This is a genomic window from Arthrobacter sp. TJ-217, assembly GCF_058269255.1.
In genome coordinates, this window is record NZ_JBZCNJ010000002.1 from 418,852 (window position 1) to 440,324 (window position 21,473).

Below are 21,473 nucleotides of genomic sequence, written 5' to 3' on the forward strand. Positions count from 1 at the left end.
CGCGGCGGGTAGCCTGACCTGAAGATGTACCTCCACACCGAAGGACCTCCTGTGACCGCTTCGCCTCTGCCTGCAACCGACTCCGTTACCAACGCGCCCCTCTCCGAGGTGGACCCCGAGATCGCCGCGGTACTCCGCGACGAACTCGCCCGCCAGCGGGACACCCTCGAGATGATCGCCTCCGAGAACTTCGCTCCGCGCGCGGTCCTCGAAGCGCAGGGCTCCGTCCTGACCAACAAGTACGCCGAGGGCTACCCAGGGCGCCGCTACTACGGCGGCTGCGAGCACGTCGACGTCGCCGAGAACCTCGCCATCGAACGGGTGAAGGCCCTCTTCGGCGCCGAGTATGCCAACGTGCAGCCGCACTCGGGGGCCCAGGCCAACGCCGCCGCCCTTGCCGCGATGATCAAGCCCGGCGACAAGATCATGGGCCTGTCCCTGGCCCACGGCGGGCACCTCACCCATGGCATGAAGCTGAACTTCTCGGGCAAGCTCTACGAGGTCGCCGCCTACGGTGTCGAAGAGGACACCCACCGGCTCGACATGGACCGCGTCCGCACCCAGGCGCTCGCCGAGAAGCCCGACGTGCTCATTGCCGGCTGGTCGGCCTACCCGCGCCATCTCGACTTCGAAGCATTCCGCTCGATCGCCGATGAGACCGGAGCGCTGCTCTGGACCGATATGGCCCACTTCGCGGGCCTCGTGGCGGCTGGACTTCACCCAAGCCCGGTGCCGCACTCCGACGTTGTCACCTCGACCGTCCACAAGACGCTCGCCGGCCCCCGTTCGGGCGTCATCCTGGCGAAGCAGGACTGGGCGAAGAAGATCAACTCCGCCGTGTTCCCCGGCCAGCAGGGCGGGCCGCTGATGCACGTCATCGCGGCGAAGGCCACGGCGTTCAAGGTTGCCGGCTCGGAGGAATTCCGCGAACGCCAGGAACGCGTCCTCGAGGGCGCGCGGCTGATCGCCGAGCGCCTCACCGGGGCCGACGTCGCCGAGAACGGTGTATCGGTCCTCACCGGCGGCACTGACGTCCACCTCGTGCTCGTCGACCTGCGCAACTCGGCCCTTGACGGGAAGCAGGCCGAAGACCTGCTCCACTCGGTGGGCATCACGGTCAACCGCAACGCCGTACCCTTCGACCCCCGCCCGCCGATGGTCACCTCCGGTCTGCGGATCGGCACCCCGGCCCTTGCCACCCGGGGCTTCGGTGCAAAGGAGTTCGCCGAGGTCGCCGAAATCATTGCGGCGGCGCTGAAGCCCGCCCCCAACGTCGCGGCGCTGCGGGCCCGGGTAACGGCCCTTGCAGCGGGTTTCCCGCTGTACCCCGGCCACGAGGAATGGTAGAAGAACTCCCAGCCGGCGCCGCCGCCTCACGGGCGGCGGCGTCGACCGAGTACGACATCCCCACTGCGGAATGCTGCTTCACCGGGTGCTGCGCCCGCGGCAAGGCGTTCCTTCTTGAACTGATCGAGACCCCTGAAACGACCGGAGAACGTTCATGAGCACCACCACCGCCCGCGTCCTCGACGGCAAGGCCACTGCCGCCGCGATCAAGGACGAGCTCGCCGTGCGGGTCCGCGCGCTGGCCGCTCGCGGCGTGCAGCCCGGGCTCGGCACCGTCCTCGTCGGGGAGGACCCGGCCAGCAAATCCTATGTGGCGGGGAAGCACCGCGACTGTGCCCAAATCGGCATCCGTTCGATCCGCAGGGACCTGCCCGAGACCATCACGCAGGAGAAGCTTGAGGCGGTCATCGACGGGCTCAACGCCGACGACGAAACCACCGGGTACATCGTCCAGCTCCCCCTGCCAAAGCACATCGACACGAACCGCATCCTTGAGCGGATCGACCCCGACAAGGACGCCGACGGCCTGCACCCGACGAACCTGGGCCGGCTGGTGCTCAATGTCGGAGCGCCCATGGCCTCGCCGCTGCCGTGCACGCCCAACGGCATCATCGAGCTGCTGCGGCGCCACGGTATCGAACTGGCGGGGCGCAACGTCCTGGTGGTCGGCCGCGGCGTCACCGTCGGCCGGCCCCTGGGGCTCCTGCTCACCCGCAAGCAGGTCAATGCCACGGTGACCCTTGCGCACACGGGCACCGTTGAGCTCGAGGACCACCTCGGGCGGGCCGACGTCGTCGTGGCCGCCGCGGGCTTCCCCGGAATCATCAAGGCCGCGCAGCTGAAGCCCGGAGCCATCGTGCTCGACGTCGGGGTCACCCGGGTCGAGGACCCGGAGACGGGCAAGGCGGTCCTGCGCGGCGACGTCGAGCCGGCCGCGGATCAGGTCGCCGGCTGGCTGTCGCCCAACCCCGGCGGCGTCGGGCCCATGACCCGGGCGATGCTGCTGGCCAACGTCGTCGACGCCGCCGAGCGCCGCCTGTAACCGCAAACGCATTCCAAAACGACAATCGCACCGGAAAAATCCGGTGCGATTGTCGTTTTGTGGTGCGCCCGCCGTCGGGTCGCCGCCGCGGGTCGTCGGCCGACCTCTAATTGCCCGGATTGGCTAGTCCCAATGACTTTTCTGGCCTAGGCTGGGCTGGTGCCTCCCAACCTCACCGCCGAGCCCGTTATTGCCGCGCGCGGCCTCAGCAAGCACTACGGCTCATCCAAGGCCGTTGACGGAATCTCCTTCGACGTCCCGGCGGGGGAGGCCTTCGGCCTGCTCGGCCCGAACGGCGCGGGGAAGTCGACCACCATGCGGATGATCGGCGGCGTCTCCCAGCGGACGTCCGGGCAGCTGAGCATCATGGGCCTCGACCCCGAGGAGCACGGTCCGGAGGTGCGCGCCCACCTTGGTGTCGTGCCGCAGCAGGACAACCTCGACGAGGAACTGCGGGTCCGCGACAACCTCATCGTTTACGGCCGCTACTTCGGGTTGCCCATGAGCTACCTGAAGCCCAAGGCCGACGAACTGCTTGAGTTCGCCCAGCTCACCGACAAGGCCTCGGCGAAGGTCGACTCGCTGTCCGGCGGCATGAAGCGCCGGCTGACCATTGCGCGTTCGCTCATCAACGAGCCCAAGATCCTCCTCCTCGACGAACCGACAACGGGCCTTGACCCGCAGGCCCGCCACGTCCTCTGGGACCGGTTGTTCCGGCTCAAGGAATCGGGGGTCACCCTGATCCTCACAACCCACTACATGGACGAGGCGGAGCAGCTGTGCGACCGGCTGGTTGTGGTCGACAAAGGCCGGATCATGGCCGAGGGATCGCCGGCCTCCCTCATCAAGGAGCACTCCACCCGCGAGGTGCTCGAACTGCGGTTCGGTTCCGAACGCAATACGACGGTGGCGGCCGAGCTGCAGGGAATCGGCGAACGCCTCGAGTCCCTTCCGGACCGGGTGCTGATCTATGCCTCCGACGGCGAAGCCGCCCTTGAGCAGGTCACCGCCCGGGGGCTGCACCCCATCACCTCGCTGGTGCGCCGGTCCTCCCTCGAGGACGTGTTCCTGCGCCTGACCGGAAGGAGCCTCATTGACTGAGCCCCGCGCCGGCGCCCGCCCTGCTGCCCCGACCGGCACCCCGCATCCGCCCGTCCTCCGGGCCCACGCTCCGGCGGTCTCGGCCGCCCGTGCACGTGCCTTCGGCTCCTGGTACTACGCCGAACACGTCCTGCGGGTGATGAACCGCTACCGGTGGACCATCCTCGCCTCAAGCGTTGGCACCCCGGTGATGTACCTCTTCGCGATGGGCGTCGGCCTGGCCAGCCTCGTTGACAGCACGGGCACGGAAACCTTCGGCGGCGTGAGCTACCTCGCTTTCCTCGCGCCCGCACTGCTTGCCTCGGCCGCCCTGATGGCAGCCACGAACGAATTCACCTACCCGGTGATGGACGGCTTCAAGTGGCGCCGCGTCTACTACGGCCCGCACGCCTCGCCGCTCGGAACCGACCAGATCGTCAACGGCCACATCATCGCCGTGACGCTGCGGCTGCTCGTGATGTCGGTCATCTACTTCGCCATCGTCGCGCTCTTCGGGGCCTCGCCGTCGCCGTGGGGCTGGCTCGCCGTCCCGGTCGCCGTGCTCAGCGGGCTCGCGTTCGGGATTCCCCTCATGGCCTATGCGGCAAGCCTCACGGAGGACAAGGGCCAGTTCGCCCTCGTGATGCGCTTCATCGTCACCCCGCTGTTCCTGTTCTCCGGGACCTTCTTCCCGCTTGAGACCCTTCCGCTGCTGCTGCGCTGGATCGGGTGGATCTCGCCCCTGTGGCACGGAACCCAACTTGGACGCGCGCTCACCTACGGGTACGACCTGCCGCCGGCCCTCGCCGCCGTTCACCTGATCTTCCTCGCAGCGCTCACCGTGTTCGGCTGGCGCCTCGCACGGCGGATCTTCGCCCGGAGGCTCGGCACATGACGAACCAGCTCTCCATCGAGGACTACCAGCTCACCGCGACCGGGCGCGCCTTCGGCGCCCTCTACTCCCGCAATGCCCGCGCCGTCATCGCCCGCGGGCTGCGCGCCACAAAGAGCAGCAACTGGATGGTCATGGTCTCGGGCTTCTTCGAACCGGTGCTCTACCTGTTGTCGATGGGAGTGGGCCTTGGCGCGCTCGTGGGAACCGTGACCGGCCCCGGCGGCCAGGAGATCAGCTACGCGGCGTACATCGCCCCGGCCCTGCTTGCGGTCTCGGCGATGAACGGCGCCGTCTATGACAGCACCTGGAACGTCTTCTTCAAGATGAACTTCGCCAAGCTCTACCAGGGAATGCTCTCCACTTCGCTTGGACCCCTCGACGTCGCAATCGGCGAGATTTTCCTCGCCCTGCTGCGCGGGGCGCTCTACGCCACGGGATTCACGGCGGTGATGGGCCTGATGGGGCTGATCACCACGCCGTGGGCAATGCTGATGATTCCCGCGTCCGTCCTGATCGCCTTCGGGTTCGCTGCCTTCGGCATGGCGATCACGAGCTTCATGAAGACCTTCCAGCAGATGGAGTGGGTCAACTTCGTGATGCTTCCGATGTTCCTGTTCTCGGCGACCTTCTACCCGTTGAGCGTCTACCCGCAGGCGATCCAATGGTTCATCCAGGCCCTCCCGCTCTGGCACGGGGTGGAGCTGCTGCGGCAGGTCAGCGCCGGCGTCTTCACGCCGGCCACCGCCGTCCACGTTCTCTACTACGCGGCGATGATCGTCGTGGGAGTGGTGCTGACCACCGGACGGCTGCGCAAACTCTTCCTGAAATAGCGGCAGGGCCAGGCGCCGGGCCGAAAACTGCGCGGTGATGCATACTTTGCACATGAAACCCCCGCCGGCCAAGGCGAACCGCGCCCTTCCCGTTCTTCTCGCCGTCCTTGGACTCTTGGTTGTCACCGCGCTCGCCGTTGTCTTCTTCCGTCCGGCCCCGGTGCTGCGCGACGCCTCCACCCCGGAGGGCGTCGTCCAACGCTATGCGGCGGCGGTGATCGACGGTGATGAACAGGCCGCGGCCGCCCAGCTCAGCGACACCTCGGAACCGTGCCGGGAGGAGGAACACCCGGCCGAGGACAACCTCAGGGTCAGCCTCGTTTCAACGCGGGACAGGGGCAGCACTGCGGAGGTGACGGTGTCGGTCGTCAGCTTCCAACCCGGTGGTCCTTTCGGATCCTCCGAATATGAAAGCGAGGAGACGTTCGAGCTCAGCAAGGTCGGGGATACCTGGCTGATCGACACCGCCCCATGGCGGCTGCGCGTGTGCGTCGGGGGATCGGCGGAGGAATGAGCACCAGCACCGCGCACGCCCCGGACCTCGGTTCCGCCCAGCCTTCCCTGCGCCGGCTGATCGTCTACACGCTCCTTTTTGCACTGGTGATGATCGCCGCCAACGGGATCAGCGGGCTGCTCTGGCGGCTCTTCGACGCCGGTGATGTGCTGGTCTCCGGGGATGCGGCGGGCCTGGCCCGCTCGCTGGCCTTCACGCTCGTCGGCGGCCCGCTGGCGGCCCTGCTGTGGTGGGCGGTATGGAGGCGCATCGGCACCGAGCGGTCCTCCCTTGCCTGGGGCCTCTACGTGGCCGGGGTGTACGCCGTTTCGCTTCTTGCCGCGTTCACCTCGGTGGTCGGCACAGCCTCTGCCCTTGTCGGAGGGGAAACGCAGGAGTGGGCCCGGGGCCTGGCGCAGGGCCTCGTGTGGACGGGGGTCCTCCTCTGGCACCGCTGGATGTCGCGCCACCCCGCCAAGGGCCCCCTTCGGTTCCACGGCGTTCCCGTTGTTATCGGCTACGTTCTCGGACTCGTCGTGGGCGTTGGTGCCGCCGTTTCGGCGCTGGGCACCCTTTTCGACGAAGCCATCGGCGGGCTTGCCGGTGAGGACACCCTCGGAGCGCCGTGGTGGCGGGTTGCCCTCTCACTGCTCGTGTGGGCGGCCGGCGGCGCGGCCCTCTGGCTGTGGCACTGGAAGCACGACGACGGCCGCGGCCTGCGCACGAAATTCTCGAACGTGGCACTCGTCCTCGTCGGCGTCTTGGGGACGGGGATCCTCACCCTCGGCGGCCTGGGGGTCCTGCTGTTTGTGCTCCTTCGGCTCGCCTTCGACCGTACCGACGCGCTGCCCGAGCTCCTCGACCCCCTCGGGCCTGCCCTTGCCGCTGCCTCCGTCGGTTCTGCGGTGTGGCTCTACCACCTGCGTGCAGCCGCGCTGCGTTCGGAGGGAACCCGCCTGGCGGGCAGGCTTGTGACCTCGGGCGTGGCACTTGCCGCGGCGGCCTCCGGCGTCGGAGTCATCGTCAATGCGCTCCTCGCGGCGCTCGCCTCGCCCGTTGTCGGGGCGGACCCCCGTACCCTCCTGCTCGGGGGAATCAGCTCCCTTGCCGTGGGAGGCCCCGTCTGGTGGGTGGCCTGGCGTCCCACCGGGGAACCGGCTGACGCCGAGCGGGCGCGGCGCCGGCTCTACCTCGTTGCCGTCTTCGGGCTGAGCGCCGTCATTGCGCTGATCACGCTGCTTGTCCTCGGGTATGTGATCTTCGAATTCCTGCTTGCCGACGTGGGCGGGGGAGCGCTGCTCGAACGGGTGCGTGCACCGTTTGGCCTGCTGCTGGCAACGGGAGGCACGGCCGCCTACCACTTCAGCGTGTGGCGGCACGACCGGGCCGTGGCGCCGGGACCGCTCCGCGCCCGCACCATCGGGCAGGTGATCCTTGTGACCGGTTCCGATCCCGGACCGCTCGTTCCGCTGATCGGCTCGCTCACCGGCGCCAGCGTCACTGTGTGGCAGCGCGCGGATTCCGGCCCGTCAACGGCGGTGCCGTCCGCCGAGGCGCTCACGCGCGCCCTCGACGGCGTCAGCGCCGAGCGTGTGCTCGTGGTGATCGGAACCGGGATCGACGTCGTCCCCCTGGCCGGATGAGACCGGGATGGGGGGCAATGCCGCCGGGCCTACCGCAGCAGTGGGTGCCCGCGCATACTTGAACCCATGATTGGATCCTGGCAAGCAACCGTCCTCGACTGCCCCGACGCGGAGCAGCTCGCCACCTTCTACCAGAGCCTGCTGGGCATGGTCCGGGTCGATGAAAACGACGACTGGATCACCATCGGGGATGCCCCCGACCGGCCCGCCCTCGCCTTCCAGCGTGTTGAGAACTACACGCCGCCCGACTGGCCAGGGCAGGACGTCCCGCAGCAGGCGCACCTCGACGTGCTCGTCGAGGACCTCGACGACGCCGAAGAACAGGTCCTGGCCTTGGGCGCGGTCAACGCGCGCTCGGGAACGGACACCTTCCGGGTGTACTTCGATCCGGCGGGGCACCCGTTCTGCCTCGTCACAAGCTAGGACTGCGCCAAGGCAATCCACACCCCGGCTTAGGAATTGAGCGGATCAGGGAACCAGCCGGGCATAGACGACATAGTTGTCGTCGAACTCGCCGGTGGCGGGGTCGTAGCCGTCGCAGGTGATCAGGCGCAGTTCCGAACCCTTGGTGTTGCCGTAGACCTTCAGCGTGGGGAAGGCGTCCTTTGCGTAGCTCTCGCCTCGGGTGACCTCGAACTCGGCGGTGCTGCCGTCCTTGCGGGCAACCTTGATGCGGTCGCCGGGTTTGAGCGCGCGGAGGTCGGCAAAGACGCCCTTGCCGCCGTCCGTGGCATTGACGTGGCCGAGCATCACCGACGGGCCGCGCTCGCCGGGGGTGGGTGACTGGTTGAACCAGCTCGCAGGGGCGCCCGGTCCGTCGGGCGGCACCTCGAGGGTTCCGTTGCCGCGCAGGCCCAACGCAAGCAGGTTCGTGGCAGTGCCGATCTTCGGGATATCAAGGGAGACGGGCTGGGAAGCCGCAAGCACCGCAGGGGAATCCTCGGTGGGCTTTGTTGTCGCCTTGGCTTTGGGTTTGGGTGCCGGCTTTGTCGGAGGCGGAGCGGTGGGTGAAGCGGAAGGACGGGCCGGGGGCGCTGATGACGCCGGGGCGTCGGCTGCCGAACCCGACGGGGCTGGGGAAGATGCCGCCGGCGGGTCCGACACGCCAGCGGATCCGGGCGAACCGGAGCCGCCGCACCCGGTGAGCACCAAGAGCGCGGCCACCGCCGGAGCTGCGAGGCTCCAGCGGCGGCCGGTTGGATTACTCATGACGAACGCGGTGTCTGTCTTACGCGTTGTCGTTGCGGCGGCGGACGGCGTAGGTTCCGCCGGCGGCTGCGGCGAGGACCAGGCCGCCACCCAGGGCGATCATGCCCAGGTTGTTTCCGGTACCCTGCTCAACACCGGTGTCGGCTCCGCCGTCAGGCATCGCTCCCATCTGTGAGGCAACGAGCGTGCCGCACAGTGCCGGTGAGGTGGCGCCGAGGGGAAGATCAGGGTTCAGGTCGCTGGGCGAATTGAACGCTTCCTCGGAGCCGGTTGCGGTTGCGGGGTCGAGGCCGTGCACGACGACGACTGCGGTTCCGGCCTCAAGTGCTGCCTTCGTGTCTGCATCCAGTTCGATCGAGCGCTCGATCGAGTAGCTTCCACCCTGGCCGCCAAGGGCCAGGTTGAGGCCTTCCGCAGGGGTGGTGGCGCCGCTGGTGCTCAGGGTCGTGAGGATTCCGCCGTAGCCCGGGGCGCCCTCGCTGGTGTTGATGATGCCGTCACCGTTGGCGTCGGCCTCGGGGGTGGGGCAGACGCCCTTGGCGCCGCCGTGGATGTGCTGGACGTGCGGGTAGGGTCCGTCCATGAACGTCTCGGCAAGTCCGGAGACCTGGAGATTGACCATGGCAGTGTTGCCGGTGACATCGACGGTGATGGTGCCGGTGCCCGTTGTGCCGTTCAGCTGGCCGAGGGTCGACGAGTAGGAACCGTCGGCTGCAGCGGCGGGCGAACCCGCCATGGCCACCGCTCCAAGTGCGAGGGCCGGGACTGCCAATAGGCGCATCTTCTTGTTCATCGGGAACTCCTCCATAGTGCGAATGGTGAGCGCCGTAAGGGCGGCGCATGCAGGCTATTCGGCGTGAGTTGGGTCACGGATGGGTGAAGGATTGAAAGTATTGAAAAGATTTGCGGCGTTCGCCGGTGGTGGAAGGCGGGAGGCGGGCCCGGTTCTTTGGAACAATAGGGGAATGCAGTCTTTGGGAAGCACAGGCAAGCCCGCCAGCCGGGGAATGAGCATGCGGATCGGAAGCACGGGGATGGCGGTCATGCTTGTCGTCTTCCTCGTTGCCGTTGTGTTCGCGGCAAACGAGAACGACGTCGTGGGGTGGCTTGTCGTTCTTGTGTCTTTGGGGTGGCTGCTCGTCTTCAGCTTCGTGGTCTTCACCCTCCGCTCGGCCGCGCGGAAGGCATCCGCGCGGCTCGCCGAGGCGCAGGAAACCTTCACCGGTGCCCGTGGGCAGCGCGCAGGCGGCTCCGATGAAGCAACAAACGTGCGCAACGCGAAACTCGACCACAGCTTCAAGATCGTCCAGGTCCAGGTGGGTGTGGTCCGCGAATACCTCGGCAAGGACGAGGGAATGGTCGACCGCGCACTCGAAACGATCGAGATCACCTCACACAACGCCCGCTCCATGATGAAGGACGGCAGCGAGGGGCCCGTCGAAGGCACAATTGTCGATTAGGCGCCGGTCGATCAGGGCCCTGTCGACAAGGAACCCGGCGGCCACGGGCGGCCGGGCGGGAGCGGCCCGGCCGGCATGCTTCGGGAATGCCCTCGGGGTAAGGTGGATCGAGTGAGTCTGCCTTCCGATCTTTCGACGAAACCCCTGCGGATTGCCTCGGTCAATGTCAACGGAATCCGCGCCGCTTACAAGCGCGGCTTGGACCAGTGGCTCCAAGGGCGGGACATCGACATCCTCTGCCTCCAGGAGGTCCGGGCACCCGACGCCGTCGTTCGTGAACTGCTCGGGGATTCCTGGCATATCCAACACGCCGAGGCGGAGGCCAAGGGCCGCGCCGGAGTGGCAATCGCCTCGCGGATCGCGCCCGTCGCCACCCGGGAATCGATCGGTGACAGCTACTTCGAAACCTCCGGTCGGTGGGTCGAGGCGGATTTCCTCGTCAACGGCACCGCGTTGACCGTTGTCAGTGCCTACGTCCACTCCGGAGAGGCCGGCACGCCCAAGCAGGATGACAAATACCGGTTCCTCGACACAATGGAGGCCCGGCTGCCCCAGCTCCGCAAGGAATCCGACCACGCACTGGTGGTGGGGGACCTCAACGTGGGGCACACCCCCCGGGACATCCGCAACTGGAAGGGCAACCTCAAGAAGGCAGGGTTCCTTCCGGAGGAGCGGGAGTATTTCGACCGGTTCTTCGGCGAGGACGTCGGATTCGTCGACGTACAGCGCGCATTGGCCGGCGACGTTGACGGACCGTACACGTGGTGGTCCTGGCGGGGGAAGGCATTCGACAACGACGCCGGATGGCGCATCGACTACCACCTGGCCTCACAGGCCCTTGCCGCGCTGGCGGAAGGGGCGGTCGTTGACCGGGCGCCGTCCTGGGATACGCGCTTTTCGGACCACGCTCCACTGGTAGTGGACTACCGGCTTTAGAAACAGGAATCAGCACATGACGTCGAACCCACCCACCGGCCGCCGGCGCATCCTCTCCGGGATGCAGCCTTCGGCCGGGTCGCTCCATCTCGGCAACTACCTTGGCGCCCTCGTCCACTGGGTCCGCATGCAGGAGGAGTACGACGCCGTCTTCTTCATCCCCGACCTTCACGCGATCACCGTTCCCCAGGATCCCGCGGAGCTCGCCGAGCGCACCCGGATCACCGCCGCCCAGTACATCGCCGGAGGCGTCGACGTCGACAAGGCAACGCTGTTCGTGCAGTCGCACGTACCCGAGCACGCCCAGCTCGCCTGGGTGCTCAACTGCATCACCGGCTTCGGTGAAGCGTCCCGGATGACCCAGTTCAAGGACAAGGCCTCCAAACAGGGCGCCGACGCTTCGAGCGTGGGCCTGTTCACCTACCCGATCCTCCAGGCCGCCGACATCCTGCTCTACAAGCCGCAGGGCGTGCCGGTGGGGGAGGACCAGCGCCAGCACGTGGAGCTGAGCCGCGACCTGGCGCAGCGGTTCAACGCCCGGTTCGGAGACACCTTCGTTGTGCCCGAGCCGTTCATCCAGAAGGAATCGGCGAAGATCTACGACCTGCAGAACCCGACGGCCAAGATGTCGAAATCGGCGCCGTCCGCTGCAGGGCTGATCAACCTGCTCGACGACCCGAAGGTCACGGCGAAGCGCATCCGATCGGCGGTCACCGATGCGGGGACGGCCATCGCCTTCGACCGGGAGGAGAAACCCGGGATCTCGAACCTGCTGACGATCTACTCGGCGCTGACCGGACGCTCCATCGCCTCCCTCGAGGCCGACTACGAGGGCCGGATGTACGGCCACCTCAAGGTGGACCTGGCCGACGTGGTCGCCGAGGCACTTGGCCCCATCCAGGCCCGGACGGCCGAACTGCTCGACGATCCGGCCGAACTCGACCGGTTGCTCGCGAAGGGTGCCGCCAAGGCGAGGGAGACCGCAGCGGAGACCCTTGCCGCGGTTTACGCGAGGGTCGGCTTCCTTCCTGCTCCGGTCCGGGCGGGGGTTTTCTAGCCCATGCGCCAGCGCACGAGCGAGCCCCAGACGCGGCAGGGGAGCGAACTGCTGGACCAGCGCAGCGCCGCGCGGCTTGAGCGTCCCGGGCCCGCCGGCCAGCGGACCAGCTGCGTGGGTGTCACGCTTCCGGTCCCGGAGCCGCTCGCGTCGGAACTGGAGCAGTGGCGGGCCTCCTTCGGCGACCCCATGGCAGCCCTCGTCCCACCGCACATCACCCTGATCACGACAACCCCCGCCACGGACTGGGAGTGGACGCTCGAGCATGTCCGCGCGGTGGCGAAGAAACAGGATCCCTTCACCGTCACCCTCAGCGGAACCGGCTCCTTCCGCCCGCTTTCGCCCGTGGTTTTCCTCCGTGTCCGCGAGGGGTTCGAGGCCTGCGTGAAGCTTCACTCACGCCTCCAGCGGGGCCCCCTCGAGCGGGACCTCGAGTTCCCCTTCCATCCGCACGTCACCGTCGCCCACGACGTCAGCGAAGCGAGCATGGATGAGGCGATGGAACGGCTTCACTCCTTCGAGGCTTCCTTTACGGTACGTACTATGGGACTGTACGAGCACGAGCCGACCGGCCTGTGGAGACTGAGGGAAGAGCTTACCTTTGGCCAAGACCCTGAAGGCTGGGAGACCGCGGGCACCTGACCAGGTCTCGCCGGCCGACCGCGACAAGCTCGTCCTGAAGGCCCTTGAGGCGCGGCAGAACCTGAGCCGGCTGACCCGTGAAGGCACGCGGGGCCCTGCCCTTGCCGCAGCCCGGATCGGCGTGATGATGGCCCGCCTCAGCGCGCTGCGCCCCATACGCGCCCTCCAGCTTTACGCACTGCGCCGCGGGGCGCTGCTTGCAGCAGGCATCGCCTATCGGATGTTCTTCGCCATCGCCGCGATGCTCATTGCGGGGTTCTCCATCCTTGGGCTGGTCATCGCCGGGGACACCCGGCTGCAGGAGCTGATCGTTAGGACGGTCGGTGCCACCACCCCGGGCCTCATCGACACCGGCGAGGGCGGGCTGGCAACCCGGGAGGAGTTGTTCTCCGGTTCGGGCTTCGGCGTCGCGCTCGTGATTTCCACGGTCGTCATGCTCATCTCATCGCTCGTGTGGATGGCGGGAATCCGTGCAGGCATGCGGAGCATCTTCGCCCTGGGCCCGGTCACCGAAAGCGCAATGAAGGTCATCCTCAAGGACCTCGCGGTGCTGCTGGTCCTCGCCGTGGCACTGCTCGTAACGACGGGCGTCGGCTTCATCGCCAATACGATGGTTGATTTCGCGCTGGAGCTTGTGGGGCTCACCGAGGCGGCACGCCCGCTGACGCAGCTCGCGGGCTTCACCATCATGCTCATCCTCGACACCGCCGTCGCGGCCATCCTGCTCCACACCACCTCGGCGATCGACATGCCGCGGAAGGTCCTGCTGCAGGCGGCGCTTTTCGCCGGTGTTGGGAGCACGGTGCTGCGCACCCTCAGTGCGGCGCTGCTTGGCGGCGTCGGCAGCTCACCGCTGCTCGCGCCGTTCGCCGTGATCCTCGGTCTCTTCGTCTGGTTCTACCTGCTGAGCCAGGTATACCTGATGGCGGCGGCGTGGGGAGCGATCGGAACGGCCGACGAGCACTCCGAGGCGGCCCTGGCCCATCGGGAGAAGGCAGGCACGCTGCGCCAAAAGAGCCGCAGGGGCCAGCGGGAGGCCTGACGCCGCACGCAGGGCGCCGCCGGGTGCCAGCGGCACCGCCGCCGGACACGGGGGCCGTACCGGCGGCGGGGAAGGCAGGGGAAGGCGCTGGGAAAAGGAAAGGCAGCCCGCTTCCGGCGGACTGCCTTTCCTTCGTGCGTTTCGGCCGCGGGAGGGTACCTCAGGCCGAAGGCCGGTTCCCTGAGGGAACCTAGATCTTGCGGGTGAGGATCGCCTGCTTGACCTCTGCGATTGCCTTCGTCACCTGGATGCCGCGGGGGCAGGCTTCCGAGCAGTTGAAGGTGGTGCGGCAGCGCCACACGCCTTCCTTGTCGTTGAGGATCTCAAGGCGCATGTCGCCGGCGTCGTCGCGCGAGTCGAAGATGAAGCGGTGCGCGTTGACGATGGCGGCCGGACCGAAGTACTGGCCGTCGGTCCAGAACACGGGGCAGGACGAGGTGCACGCGGCGCACAGGATGCACTTGGTGGTGTCGTCGTAGCGCTCCCTGTCCTCGGCGGACTGCAGGCGCTCCCGGGTGGGCTCGTGGCCCTTGGTGATGAGGAACGGCATGATCTCGCGGTAGGACTGGAAGAACGGCTCCATGTCCACGATGAGGTCCTTCTCCACCGGAAGGCCCTTGATCGGCTCGACGAGGATCGGCTTGGATGTGTCGAGGTCCTTGAGCAGGGTCTTGCAGGCAAGCCGGTTGCGGCCGTTGATGCGCATCGCGTCGGAACCGCAGACGCCGTGCGCGCAGGAGCGGCGGAACGAAACGGACCCGTCGTGCTCCCACTTGACCTTGTGCAGGGCATCGAGGACGCGGTCGGTGCCGTACATGGTCAGCTGCCATTCATCCCAGTGCGCCTCGTCGGAGACCTCAGGGTTGTAGCGGCGCACCTTGAGCGTGATATCGAAGGAGGGAATCTCCCCGCCCCCCACACCGGCGGGCAGCTCGACCTTGGAGGCCGGCTCTTTTTCAATGGTTGGGGTGCTCATCAGTACTTACGCTCCATCGGCTGGTAACGGGTGAAGATGACCGGCTTGGTCTCAAGCCGGACGCCGCTGGTCTCGACGGCGGAGGGATCCTTGTAGGCCATCGAGTGGGTCATGAAGTTGGCGTCGTCGCGGTTGGGGTAGTCCTCCCGGAAGTGGCCTCCGCGGGACTCCTTGCGGTGCAGCGCGGCGGCCGCCATGACCTTGGCCATGTCGAGCAGGAAGCCAAGCTCCACGGCTTCCAGGAGGTCGAGGTTGAAACGCTTGCCCTTGTCCTGCACGGAGATGCGCTTGTAGCGCTCCTCCAGGCCATCGATGACCCGCAGCGCCTCGAGGAGGGTCTCCTCGGTGCGGAACACCTGGACGTTGGCGTCCATGATGTCCTGCAGTTCCTTGCGGATCTGCGAAACCCGCTCGCCGCCCTCGGAACTGCGCGCGGTGTCGAGCAGCGCCTCCGTGTCGGCAAGGGGGTTGTCGGGAATTTCGACGAAGTCGGCGGTGAGGGCGTACTCGGCCGCGTAGATGCCGGCGCGCTTGCCGAACACGTTGATGTCGAGCAGCGAGTTGGTGCCGAGCCGGTTCGAGCCGTGAACGGAGACGCAGGCCACCTCGCCGGCGGCGTAAAGCCCGGGCACCACCGTGTCGTTGTCCTGGAGGACCTCGGCCTTGATGTTGGTGGGGATCCCGCCCATCGCGTAATGCGCTGTCGGGAACACCGGAACGGGCTCGGTGTAGGGCTCGACGCCGAGGTAGGTCCGGGCGAACTCGGTGATGTCCGGGAGCTTGGCGTCGATGTGCGCGGGCTCGAGGTGGGTCAGGTCGAGCAGGACGTAGTCCTTGTTCGGCCCCGAACCCCGGCCTTCACGGACCTCGTTCGCCATCGAGCGGGCCACGATGTCACGGGGGGCGAGATCCTTGATGGTCGGGGCGTAGCGCTCCATGAAGCGTTCGCCCTCGGAGTTGCGCAGGATCGCGCCCTCGCCTCGGGCGGCCTCGGAGAGGAGGATCCCGAGGCCGGCAAGGCCCGTCGGGTGGAACTGGAAGAACTCCATGTCCTCGAGGGGAATGCCGCGGCGGAAGGCGATGCCCATCCCGTCACCGGTCAGGGTGTGGGCGTTGGAGGTGGTCTTGTAGACCTTGCCAACGCCGCCGGTTGCGAAGATGACCGACTTCGCCTGGAAGATGTGGAGCTCCCCGGAGGCCAGGTCGTAGGAGACGACGCCGGCAACGCGCTTCTGCAGGCGCGTCACGCCGTCGACCGTCTCTTCCTGGTCCACCATAAGCAGGTCGAGCACGTAGTACTCGTTGTAGAACTCGACGTTGTGTTTGACGCAGTTTTGGTAGAGCGTCTGCAGGATCATGTGCCCGGTGCGGTCGGCCGCGTAGCAGGACCGGCGGACCGGGGCCTTGCCGTGGTCGCGGGTGTGGCCGCCGAAGCGGCGCTGGTCGATGCGGCCCTCGGGGGTGCGGTTGAACGGCAGGCCCATCTTCTCAAGGTCGAGGACGGCGTCGATCGCTTCCTTGGCCATGACCTCGGCTGCGTCCTGGTCGACGAGGTAGTCGCCGCCCTTGACGGTGTCGAAGGTGTGCCATTCCCAGTTGTCTTCCTCGACATTGGCCAGGGCCGCGCACATTCCGCCCTGCGCGGCGCCCGTGTGGGACCGCGTGGGGTAGAGCTTCGTCAGTACAGCCGTACGTGCGCGCTGCCCGGATTCGATGGCCGCGCGCATTCCGGCGCCGCCGGCGCCGACGATGACGACGTCGTACTTGTGGACCTGCATGCTTGTCGCTCTTTCTGTTGAACTAATGAAGAGTGCGCCCTTGGGTGCACTGGAAGCCGGGCCTAGGGGGCGGGGCAGTACGGTGCGGAGTGCGGAACGCCGTCGATGACGGGGCAGGGATCGAAGGTGAAGATCACCAGGGTGCCGAGGATCACGATGACGAGGCCCGCCGAGTAGAGCACGCCCTTGAGCCACATGCGGGTGGAGTTCTTATCGGCGTAGTCGTTGATGATGACCCGCACCCCGTTGGTGCCGTGCAGCATTGCCAGCCACAGCATCGTCAGGTCCCAGAACTGCCAGAGCGGGCTTGCCCACTTGCCTGCGACAAAACCGAAGGAGACCTGCTTGATGCCGTCGCCGGCCACAAGGCTGGTCCAGAGGTGAACGAAGATCAGGACGACCAGGACCACCCCGGAGAAGCGCATGAAGAGCCACGAGATCATCTCGAAGTTGCCGCGCGAGGTCTTGTTCCGGGTGTACCCGGGCGCTACCCGGCCGGAGCGGGGAGTGTCGATTGTGGGAACAGCCATGGCTTAGTGACCTCCGAAGACGACGGAAAGATGACGGATCGCGAAGGCGATCATTGTGACCGCCCACAGCCCGATTACGACCCAGAGCATCTGGCGGTGGTACTGGGGGCCCTTTTTCCAGAAGTCGACGGCGATGATGCGCAGGCCGTTGAACGCGTGGAGCACGATCGCCCCCACAAGGCCGAGCTCGCCGAGGCCGACGAGCGGGTTCTTGTAGGACTCGATGACGGCGTCATAGGCCTCGGGGGATACCCGGACCAGCGACGTGTCCAGAACGTGGACGAGGAGATAGAAGAAAATCACTACCCCGGTGATGCGATGCGCTACCCACGACCACTGGCCTTCCCGGCCGCGGTAAAGGGTGCCTGCTGGTGTCTTCGGCATTGAATCCTCCCTGCATCGCATGGGCGTTAGCGTGAGTTCCGCGCAAGAATGACGCCCGTGCGAGAGCACTGTAAGTCAACAATAATCTAGGCTCCTGAAAGGATGGATTCAATTTAGGCTTCCCTATACTGTGAGCTTGTTTACATTGACAAGACCCGATCAGCACCGGGTGTCTTAAGTCCGGTCTTGCTGCGGCGGGCGTCTTCACTTGGGGAGTGTGGACTAACGTGGAAGAGATGAGCGATCAAAGGGCGGCTGCCCAGACCCAGAAGAGCGTCCTTGACCGTTTCCACGGCGTAATCCCGGCCGGTGGGGTGGGAACGCGCCTCTGGCCTCTGTCCCGCGCCGCAGCCCCGAAGTTCCTCCATGACCTCACCGGTTCGGGGAGCACCCTGATCCGTGCGACATACGACCGGCTGGGCCCGCTGTGTGCGGGCCGCACCATGGTCGTCACCGGCGTCGTCCACCGCCGCGCCGTCCTGGCGCAGCTGCCCGAGCTCGAGGACATGAACCTCGTGCTCGAGAGCGAGCCGAAGGACTCGGCTGCCGCGATCGGGCTCGCCGCGGCCATCCTCTACAAGCGCGACCCCGACATCATCATGGGGTCCTTCGCCGCGGACCAGGTCATCACCCCCGTCGAAACCTTCCAGGCCGCAGTGCGGGAGGCCATCTATACGGCAGCGGAGGGGTACATCGTCACGATCGGGATCGAGCCCACCCACGCCTCAACCGGGTTCGGGTACATCCGTGCCGGCAACGCGCTCCACATCCCTGAAGCCCCAAGCGCCCACGCCGTCATCGAATTCGTTGAAAAGCCCTCGCAGGAGGTGGCCCTCGGCTACCTCGAAACCGGGAAGTACTCCTGGAACGCCGGCATGTTCGTCGCCCCGGTGGCGCTGATGCTGAAGCACCTCGAAGCGAACGAACCCGAACTCCACGCCGGGCTGACCGAGATCGCCGAGGCCTGGGACACCCCGAGCCGGGTCGAGGTCGCCCGCCGCGTGTGGCCGTCCCTGCCCAAGATCGCCATCGACTATGCAGTCGCCGAGCCGGCCGCGGCGGCCGGCGATGTCGCGATGATCCCCGGGCGCTTCAGCTGGGACGACGTCGGTGACTTCGCCGCGATCGGCCGGCTCAACCCCGCCACCGAGAACAACGACCTGAAGGTCATGGGCGAGGGGGCGCGGGTCTTCTCCGAGAACGCCTCGGGCATCGTCGTTTCGGACACCAAGCGGGTGATCGCGCTGATCGGCATCAACGACGTCGTCATCGTCGACACCCCCGACGCCCTGCTTGTGACAACGAAGGAACACGCCCAGGAAGTGAAGAAGGCAGTGGAGCACCTCCGCGCCAGCGGCGACACCGACGTCCTCTAGGGACCCCTCCGGCAGCCTCCCGGCCCCGGCGGCGGCACATGACGCTTTAACCAGCGGACCGGTTACGGTTCCGGGGGCAGGGGTCGCTAGGCTTGGAGCGTGGAAACCAAACGCCCCGAAGCAACCGCCGTCCCGCACATCGGCGTGTGGGTGGCCCCCCTGCTGGGCGAGCTTGCCGAGTTCCGGCGCGACATTCACGCCCACCCCGAGCTTTCCTACGAGGAATACCGCACCACCGACCGCATCGTCGAACGCCTCGAGCAGGCGGGCCTGCAGCCCAAACGGCTCGAAAACACCGGCGTCTACGTCGATATCGGCGAGGGGCCGCTGCGGGTTGGACTGCGGGCGGACATCGACGCGCTGCCGATCGCCGAGGAAACCTCGCTGCCGTTCAGTTCGGTGAACCCGGGCATAGCCCACGCCTGCGGCCACGACATCCACACAACGGTCATGGTCGGCGTAGCGCTCGTGCTCAAGTCGATCGACTCCCAGACCCCGCTGAAGGGCTCGGTGCGCGTGATTTTCCAGCCCGCCGAGGAAATGATGCCCGGCGGTGCCCTCGATGTCATCGCCCAGGGCGTCCTGGCCGAGGTTCCGCGCATCCTTGCCCTCCACTGCGATCCCAGGATCGACGTCGGGCAGGTGGGCACCCGCATCGGGGCGATCACCTCGGCCTCCGACACCCTCCGGGTCGAGCTCACCGGGCGCGGCGGGCACACCTCCCGCCCGCACCTCACCGAGGACCTCGTCTTCGCCCTCGCTTCGATCGCCGTGAACGTCCCGGCGGTGCTGTCACGGCGCATCGACGTCCGCAGCGCCGTTTCCGTTGTGTGGGGTCAGGTCCACGCGGGCTCGGCGCCCAACGCCATCCCCGGCCACGGTTTCCTCTCCGGAACCCTGCGGTGCCTCGACGGTGAAGCCTGGGAAACGGCGGGGGACCTGCTCGACGAGGCGGTCCGGCAGGCCGCGGCGCCCTTCGGCGTCGACGTGGAGATCGAGCACATCCGCGGGGTGCCCCCGGTGATCAACTCCGAAGCCGAAACGGGCCTGCTCGAGGCGGCGGCGCGGGCAGAGCTCGGCCCCGACGCCGTCGTGCTGACGCCGCAGTCGATGGGCGGGGAGGACTTCGCGTGGATGACCCAGGAGGTGCCCGGGGCCATGATGCGCCTTGGCACCCGGTCCGCGAGCGGCGAGACGTACGACCTGCACCGCGGCGACTACAGCCCGGACGAGAGGGCGATCGCGTGCGGAGTGCGCGTGATGGCCGCCGCGGCGATGCGCGCAGTCCTCGGCCTGCGCCACTGACCTCCGCGCCCCCGTGCTGGGCCGGGCAATTCCGGCCCTGCTATATAGTTCTTGTGTAACAAAACCCAAACAATGTCGGCGTGCCGAACGACGATGGTAGTGTCGCGCGTCACCCGCCCACTAGAGTGATCCCGTAAAGTGCTGCACCGAAGGTGTCGCCAGCGCCGCGCTTCGATCAGTGAAAACAGAGCTTCGAGTTCCTCTTTGACTCGTGACGGACACTCACTGGCCTTCCGCACGCGGGGCTAATTTTCTTTTCTGGAGGAATTTTGAAGAACTCACTGCGCACAACTCGGCGCGGCGCGGGACTTTCCGCTGCCGTCCTCGGCGTGTCTGCTCTTATTCTCAGTGGCTGCGGCGCGCCCCCCGCCGAAGAAGGGGGGGCAAACGCATCCGGCGAGCCCGTCGACTACCTGGGCTGCATCGTTTCCGACTCGGGCGGATTCGACGACCGTTCCTTCAACCAGTCGAGCTACGAAGGGCTGAAGAAGGCCGAATCCGAGCTCGGCATCAAGATCAACCAGGCCGAATCCCAGGCCGAGACCGACTTCGGTCCGAACGTCGACACCATGGTCCAGGGCGGCTGCGACATGACCGTCACCGTCGGTTTCCTCCTGGCCGACACCACGAAGGAAGCGGCCGAGGCCAACCCCGAGTCGCACTTCGCGATCGTCGACGACAACTCGATCGAAGCCGAGAACGTCAAGCCGATCATCTACGACACGGCTCAGGCGGCATTCCTTGCCGGCTACGCCGCGGCTGCCACCTCGGAGACCGGAAAGGTCGCCACCTACGGTGGAATCAACATCCCCACCGTGACCATCTTCATGGACGGCTTCGCCGAGGGCGTTGAGTACTTCAACGAGCAGAAGGGCAAGAAGGTCGAACTGCTTGGCTGGGACAAGGAAGCCCAGAACGGCACCTTCATCGGCAACTTCAACGACCAGGGCGCCGGCAAGACCAACACCAAGAACTTCATCAACGAAGGCGCCGACGTCATCATGCCCGTAGCGGGCCCCGTTGGCCTCGGCACCCTCGATGCGGTAATCGAGGCGAACAAGGCCGGCAAGAAGACGACGGTCGTCTGGGTCGACTCCGACGGCTACGAGACCGCCGGCAAGGGCGAGGAGTTCATCCTCACCTCGGTCATGAAGCTCATGGGCGACGCCGTCAACGAGGTCATCGCCAGCGACGTCGATGGCAACTTCGACAACACCCCCTACGTCGGCACCCTGGAGAACGGGGGCGTTGCCCTTGCACCGTTCCACGACCAGGAAGCAAACGTTCCCGCCGAGCTGCAGACCGAGCTCGACGAGATTAAGGAACAAATCATCGCGGGCGAGATTACTGTGGACTCAGCAGCGAGCCCGAAGTAACCCCAAGAGATCAAGCGAACCGCTTTCCTCCTACGGTTCACCCGGGAGGAAAGCGGTTCGTTTTTGTGAACC

23 protein-coding genes are annotated in these 21,473 nt (G+C 66.9%); 17 read left to right on the forward strand and 6 right to left on the reverse strand.

Translation table 11 applies throughout. The features are described 5' to 3' along the window. The first annotated feature begins 24 nt into the window (after window positions 1-24). The 9 genes from glyA (at window position 25) to AC4D2R_RS05085 (ending at window position 7,753) form a co-directional block, all read left to right on the forward strand. Window positions 25-1,347 carry a serine hydroxymethyltransferase gene (glyA, locus tag AC4D2R_RS05045; RefSeq protein WP_490938120.1) on the forward strand — a complete coding sequence of 441 codons (1,323 nt, stop codon included), beginning with the start codon at window positions 25-27 and terminating at the stop codon, window positions 1,345-1,347. Continuing rightward, window positions 1,341-1,505 (forward strand): hypothetical protein, encoded by a 165-nt coding sequence (locus AC4D2R_RS05050; protein WP_490902170.1) that lies wholly within the window; start codon window positions 1,341-1,343, stop codon window positions 1,503-1,505. The genes glyA and AC4D2R_RS05050 overlap by 7 nt, the downstream gene beginning before the upstream one ends. Further along, window positions 1,502-2,389 (forward strand): bifunctional methylenetetrahydrofolate dehydrogenase/methenyltetrahydrofolate cyclohydrolase, encoded by an 888-nt coding sequence (locus AC4D2R_RS05055; protein WP_490938122.1) that lies wholly within the window; start codon window positions 1,502-1,504, stop codon window positions 2,387-2,389. The genes AC4D2R_RS05050 and AC4D2R_RS05055 overlap by 4 nt, the downstream gene beginning before the upstream one ends. A 159-nt stretch (window positions 2,390-2,548) precedes the next feature. Continuing rightward, entirely contained in the window at window positions 2,549-3,490 is a 942-nt protein-coding gene (locus AC4D2R_RS05060; protein WP_490938124.1) for an ABC transporter ATP-binding protein, read from the forward strand. After that, window positions 3,483-4,364, forward strand: coding sequence for an ABC transporter permease (locus AC4D2R_RS05065; protein ID WP_490938126.1), 882 nt, complete (start codon window positions 3,483-3,485; stop codon window positions 4,362-4,364). The genes AC4D2R_RS05060 and AC4D2R_RS05065 overlap by 8 nt, the downstream gene beginning before the upstream one ends. Then, window positions 4,361-5,194 carry an ABC transporter permease gene (locus tag AC4D2R_RS05070; RefSeq protein ID WP_490938128.1) on the forward strand — a complete coding sequence of 278 codons (834 nt, stop codon included), beginning with the start codon at window positions 4,361-4,363 and terminating at the stop codon, window positions 5,192-5,194. The genes AC4D2R_RS05065 and AC4D2R_RS05070 overlap by 4 nt, the downstream gene beginning before the upstream one ends. 52 nt (window positions 5,195-5,246) lie before the next feature. Beyond that, on the forward strand, window positions 5,247-5,708 hold the full coding sequence (locus tag AC4D2R_RS05075) for a hypothetical protein (RefSeq protein ID WP_490938130.1): 462 nt from the start codon (window positions 5,247-5,249) through the stop codon (window positions 5,706-5,708). Further along, on the forward strand, window positions 5,705-7,330 hold the full coding sequence (locus AC4D2R_RS05080) for a DUF5671 domain-containing protein (RefSeq protein ID WP_490938132.1): 1,626 nt from the start codon (window positions 5,705-5,707) through the stop codon (window positions 7,328-7,330). Before AC4D2R_RS05075 ends, AC4D2R_RS05080 begins: the two co-directional genes overlap by 4 nt. Before the next feature lie 66 nt (window positions 7,331-7,396). Further along, window positions 7,397-7,753, forward strand: coding sequence for a VOC family protein (locus tag AC4D2R_RS05085; RefSeq protein ID WP_490938135.1), 357 nt, complete (start codon window positions 7,397-7,399; stop codon window positions 7,751-7,753). Window positions 7,754-7,798: 45 nt separating this feature from the next. On the opposite strand, the gene AC4D2R_RS05090 is transcribed toward AC4D2R_RS05085, so the two are convergent. Together AC4D2R_RS05090 and AC4D2R_RS05095 are read right to left on the reverse strand one after the other, a co-directional pair. Then, window positions 7,799-8,539: a class F sortase gene (locus AC4D2R_RS05090; RefSeq protein ID WP_490938137.1), complete on the reverse strand. Its 741-nt coding sequence runs from the start codon at window positions 8,537-8,539 to the stop codon at window positions 7,799-7,801. A gap of 19 nt (window positions 8,540-8,558) precedes the next feature. Beyond that, window positions 8,559-9,332, reverse strand: a complete 774-nt coding sequence (locus AC4D2R_RS05095) for a hypothetical protein (protein ID WP_490938139.1) — start codon at window positions 9,330-9,332, stop codon at window positions 8,559-8,561. Window positions 9,333-9,504: 172 nt separating this feature from the next. On the opposite strand from AC4D2R_RS05095, the gene AC4D2R_RS05100 reads away from it, so the two are divergent. The 5 genes from AC4D2R_RS05100 to AC4D2R_RS05120 all read left to right on the forward strand — a co-directional run bounded on the left by AC4D2R_RS05100 (window position 9,505) and on the right by AC4D2R_RS05120 (window position 13,676). Beyond that, on the forward strand, window positions 9,505-9,999 hold the full coding sequence (locus tag AC4D2R_RS05100) for a hypothetical protein (protein WP_490938141.1): 495 nt from the start codon (window positions 9,505-9,507) through the stop codon (window positions 9,997-9,999). A gap of 102 nt (window positions 10,000-10,101) precedes the next feature. Then, on the forward strand, window positions 10,102-10,935 hold the full coding sequence (locus tag AC4D2R_RS05105; protein ID WP_490938143.1) for an exodeoxyribonuclease III: 834 nt from the start codon (window positions 10,102-10,104) through the stop codon (window positions 10,933-10,935). 16 nt (window positions 10,936-10,951) lie between these two features. Then, on the forward strand, window positions 10,952-11,992 hold the full coding sequence (gene trpS, locus AC4D2R_RS05110) for a tryptophan--tRNA ligase (protein WP_490938145.1): 1,041 nt from the start codon (window positions 10,952-10,954) through the stop codon (window positions 11,990-11,992). A gap of 3 nt (window positions 11,993-11,995) precedes the next feature. Then, window positions 11,996-12,634 carry a 2'-5' RNA ligase family protein gene (locus AC4D2R_RS05115; RefSeq protein ID WP_490938146.1) on the forward strand — a complete coding sequence of 213 codons (639 nt, stop codon included), beginning with the start codon at window positions 11,996-11,998 and terminating at the stop codon, window positions 12,632-12,634. Next, on the forward strand, window positions 12,594-13,676 hold the full coding sequence (locus tag AC4D2R_RS05120; RefSeq protein WP_490938148.1) for a YihY/virulence factor BrkB family protein: 1,083 nt from the start codon (window positions 12,594-12,596) through the stop codon (window positions 13,674-13,676). Before AC4D2R_RS05115 ends, AC4D2R_RS05120 begins: the two co-directional genes overlap by 41 nt. Window positions 13,677-13,866: 190 nt before the next feature. Here AC4D2R_RS05120 and AC4D2R_RS05125 read toward each other — a convergent pair whose 3' ends face one another. The 4 genes from AC4D2R_RS05125 to sdhC form a co-directional block, all read right to left on the reverse strand. Next, window positions 13,867-14,652, reverse strand: a complete 786-nt coding sequence (locus AC4D2R_RS05125; RefSeq protein WP_490902196.1) for a succinate dehydrogenase iron-sulfur subunit — start codon at window positions 14,650-14,652, stop codon at window positions 13,867-13,869. Next, entirely contained in the window at window positions 14,652-16,430 is a 1,779-nt protein-coding gene (sdhA, locus tag AC4D2R_RS05130) for a succinate dehydrogenase flavoprotein subunit (protein WP_490938150.1), read from the reverse strand. Before sdhA ends, AC4D2R_RS05125 begins: the two co-directional genes overlap by 1 nt. 62 nt (window positions 16,431-16,492) lie before the next feature. Beyond that, entirely contained in the window at window positions 16,493-16,960 is a 468-nt protein-coding gene (locus AC4D2R_RS05135; protein WP_490902200.1) for a succinate dehydrogenase hydrophobic membrane anchor subunit, read from the reverse strand. Window positions 16,961-16,963: 3 nt separating this feature from the next. After that, window positions 16,964-17,344: a succinate dehydrogenase, cytochrome b556 subunit gene (sdhC, locus tag AC4D2R_RS05140; RefSeq protein WP_490902201.1), complete on the reverse strand. Its 381-nt coding sequence runs from the start codon at window positions 17,342-17,344 to the stop codon at window positions 16,964-16,966. Between the two features lie 236 nt (window positions 17,345-17,580). Between sdhC and AC4D2R_RS05145 the strand changes: the two genes are divergently transcribed. The 3 genes from AC4D2R_RS05145 (at window position 17,581) to AC4D2R_RS05155 (ending at window position 21,401) form a co-directional block, all read left to right on the forward strand. Next, entirely contained in the window at window positions 17,581-18,720 is a 1,140-nt protein-coding gene (locus tag AC4D2R_RS05145; RefSeq protein WP_490938152.1) for a mannose-1-phosphate guanylyltransferase, read from the forward strand. A 99-nt stretch (window positions 18,721-18,819) separates the two neighbouring features. After that, window positions 18,820-20,025 (forward strand): amidohydrolase, encoded by a 1,206-nt coding sequence (locus AC4D2R_RS05150; RefSeq protein ID WP_490902205.1) that lies wholly within the window; start codon window positions 18,820-18,822, stop codon window positions 20,023-20,025. A gap of 269 nt (window positions 20,026-20,294) precedes the next feature. Further along, entirely contained in the window at window positions 20,295-21,401 is a 1,107-nt protein-coding gene (locus AC4D2R_RS05155; protein ID WP_490938154.1) for a BMP family lipoprotein, read from the forward strand. Window positions 21,402-21,473: the final 72 nt, after the last annotated feature.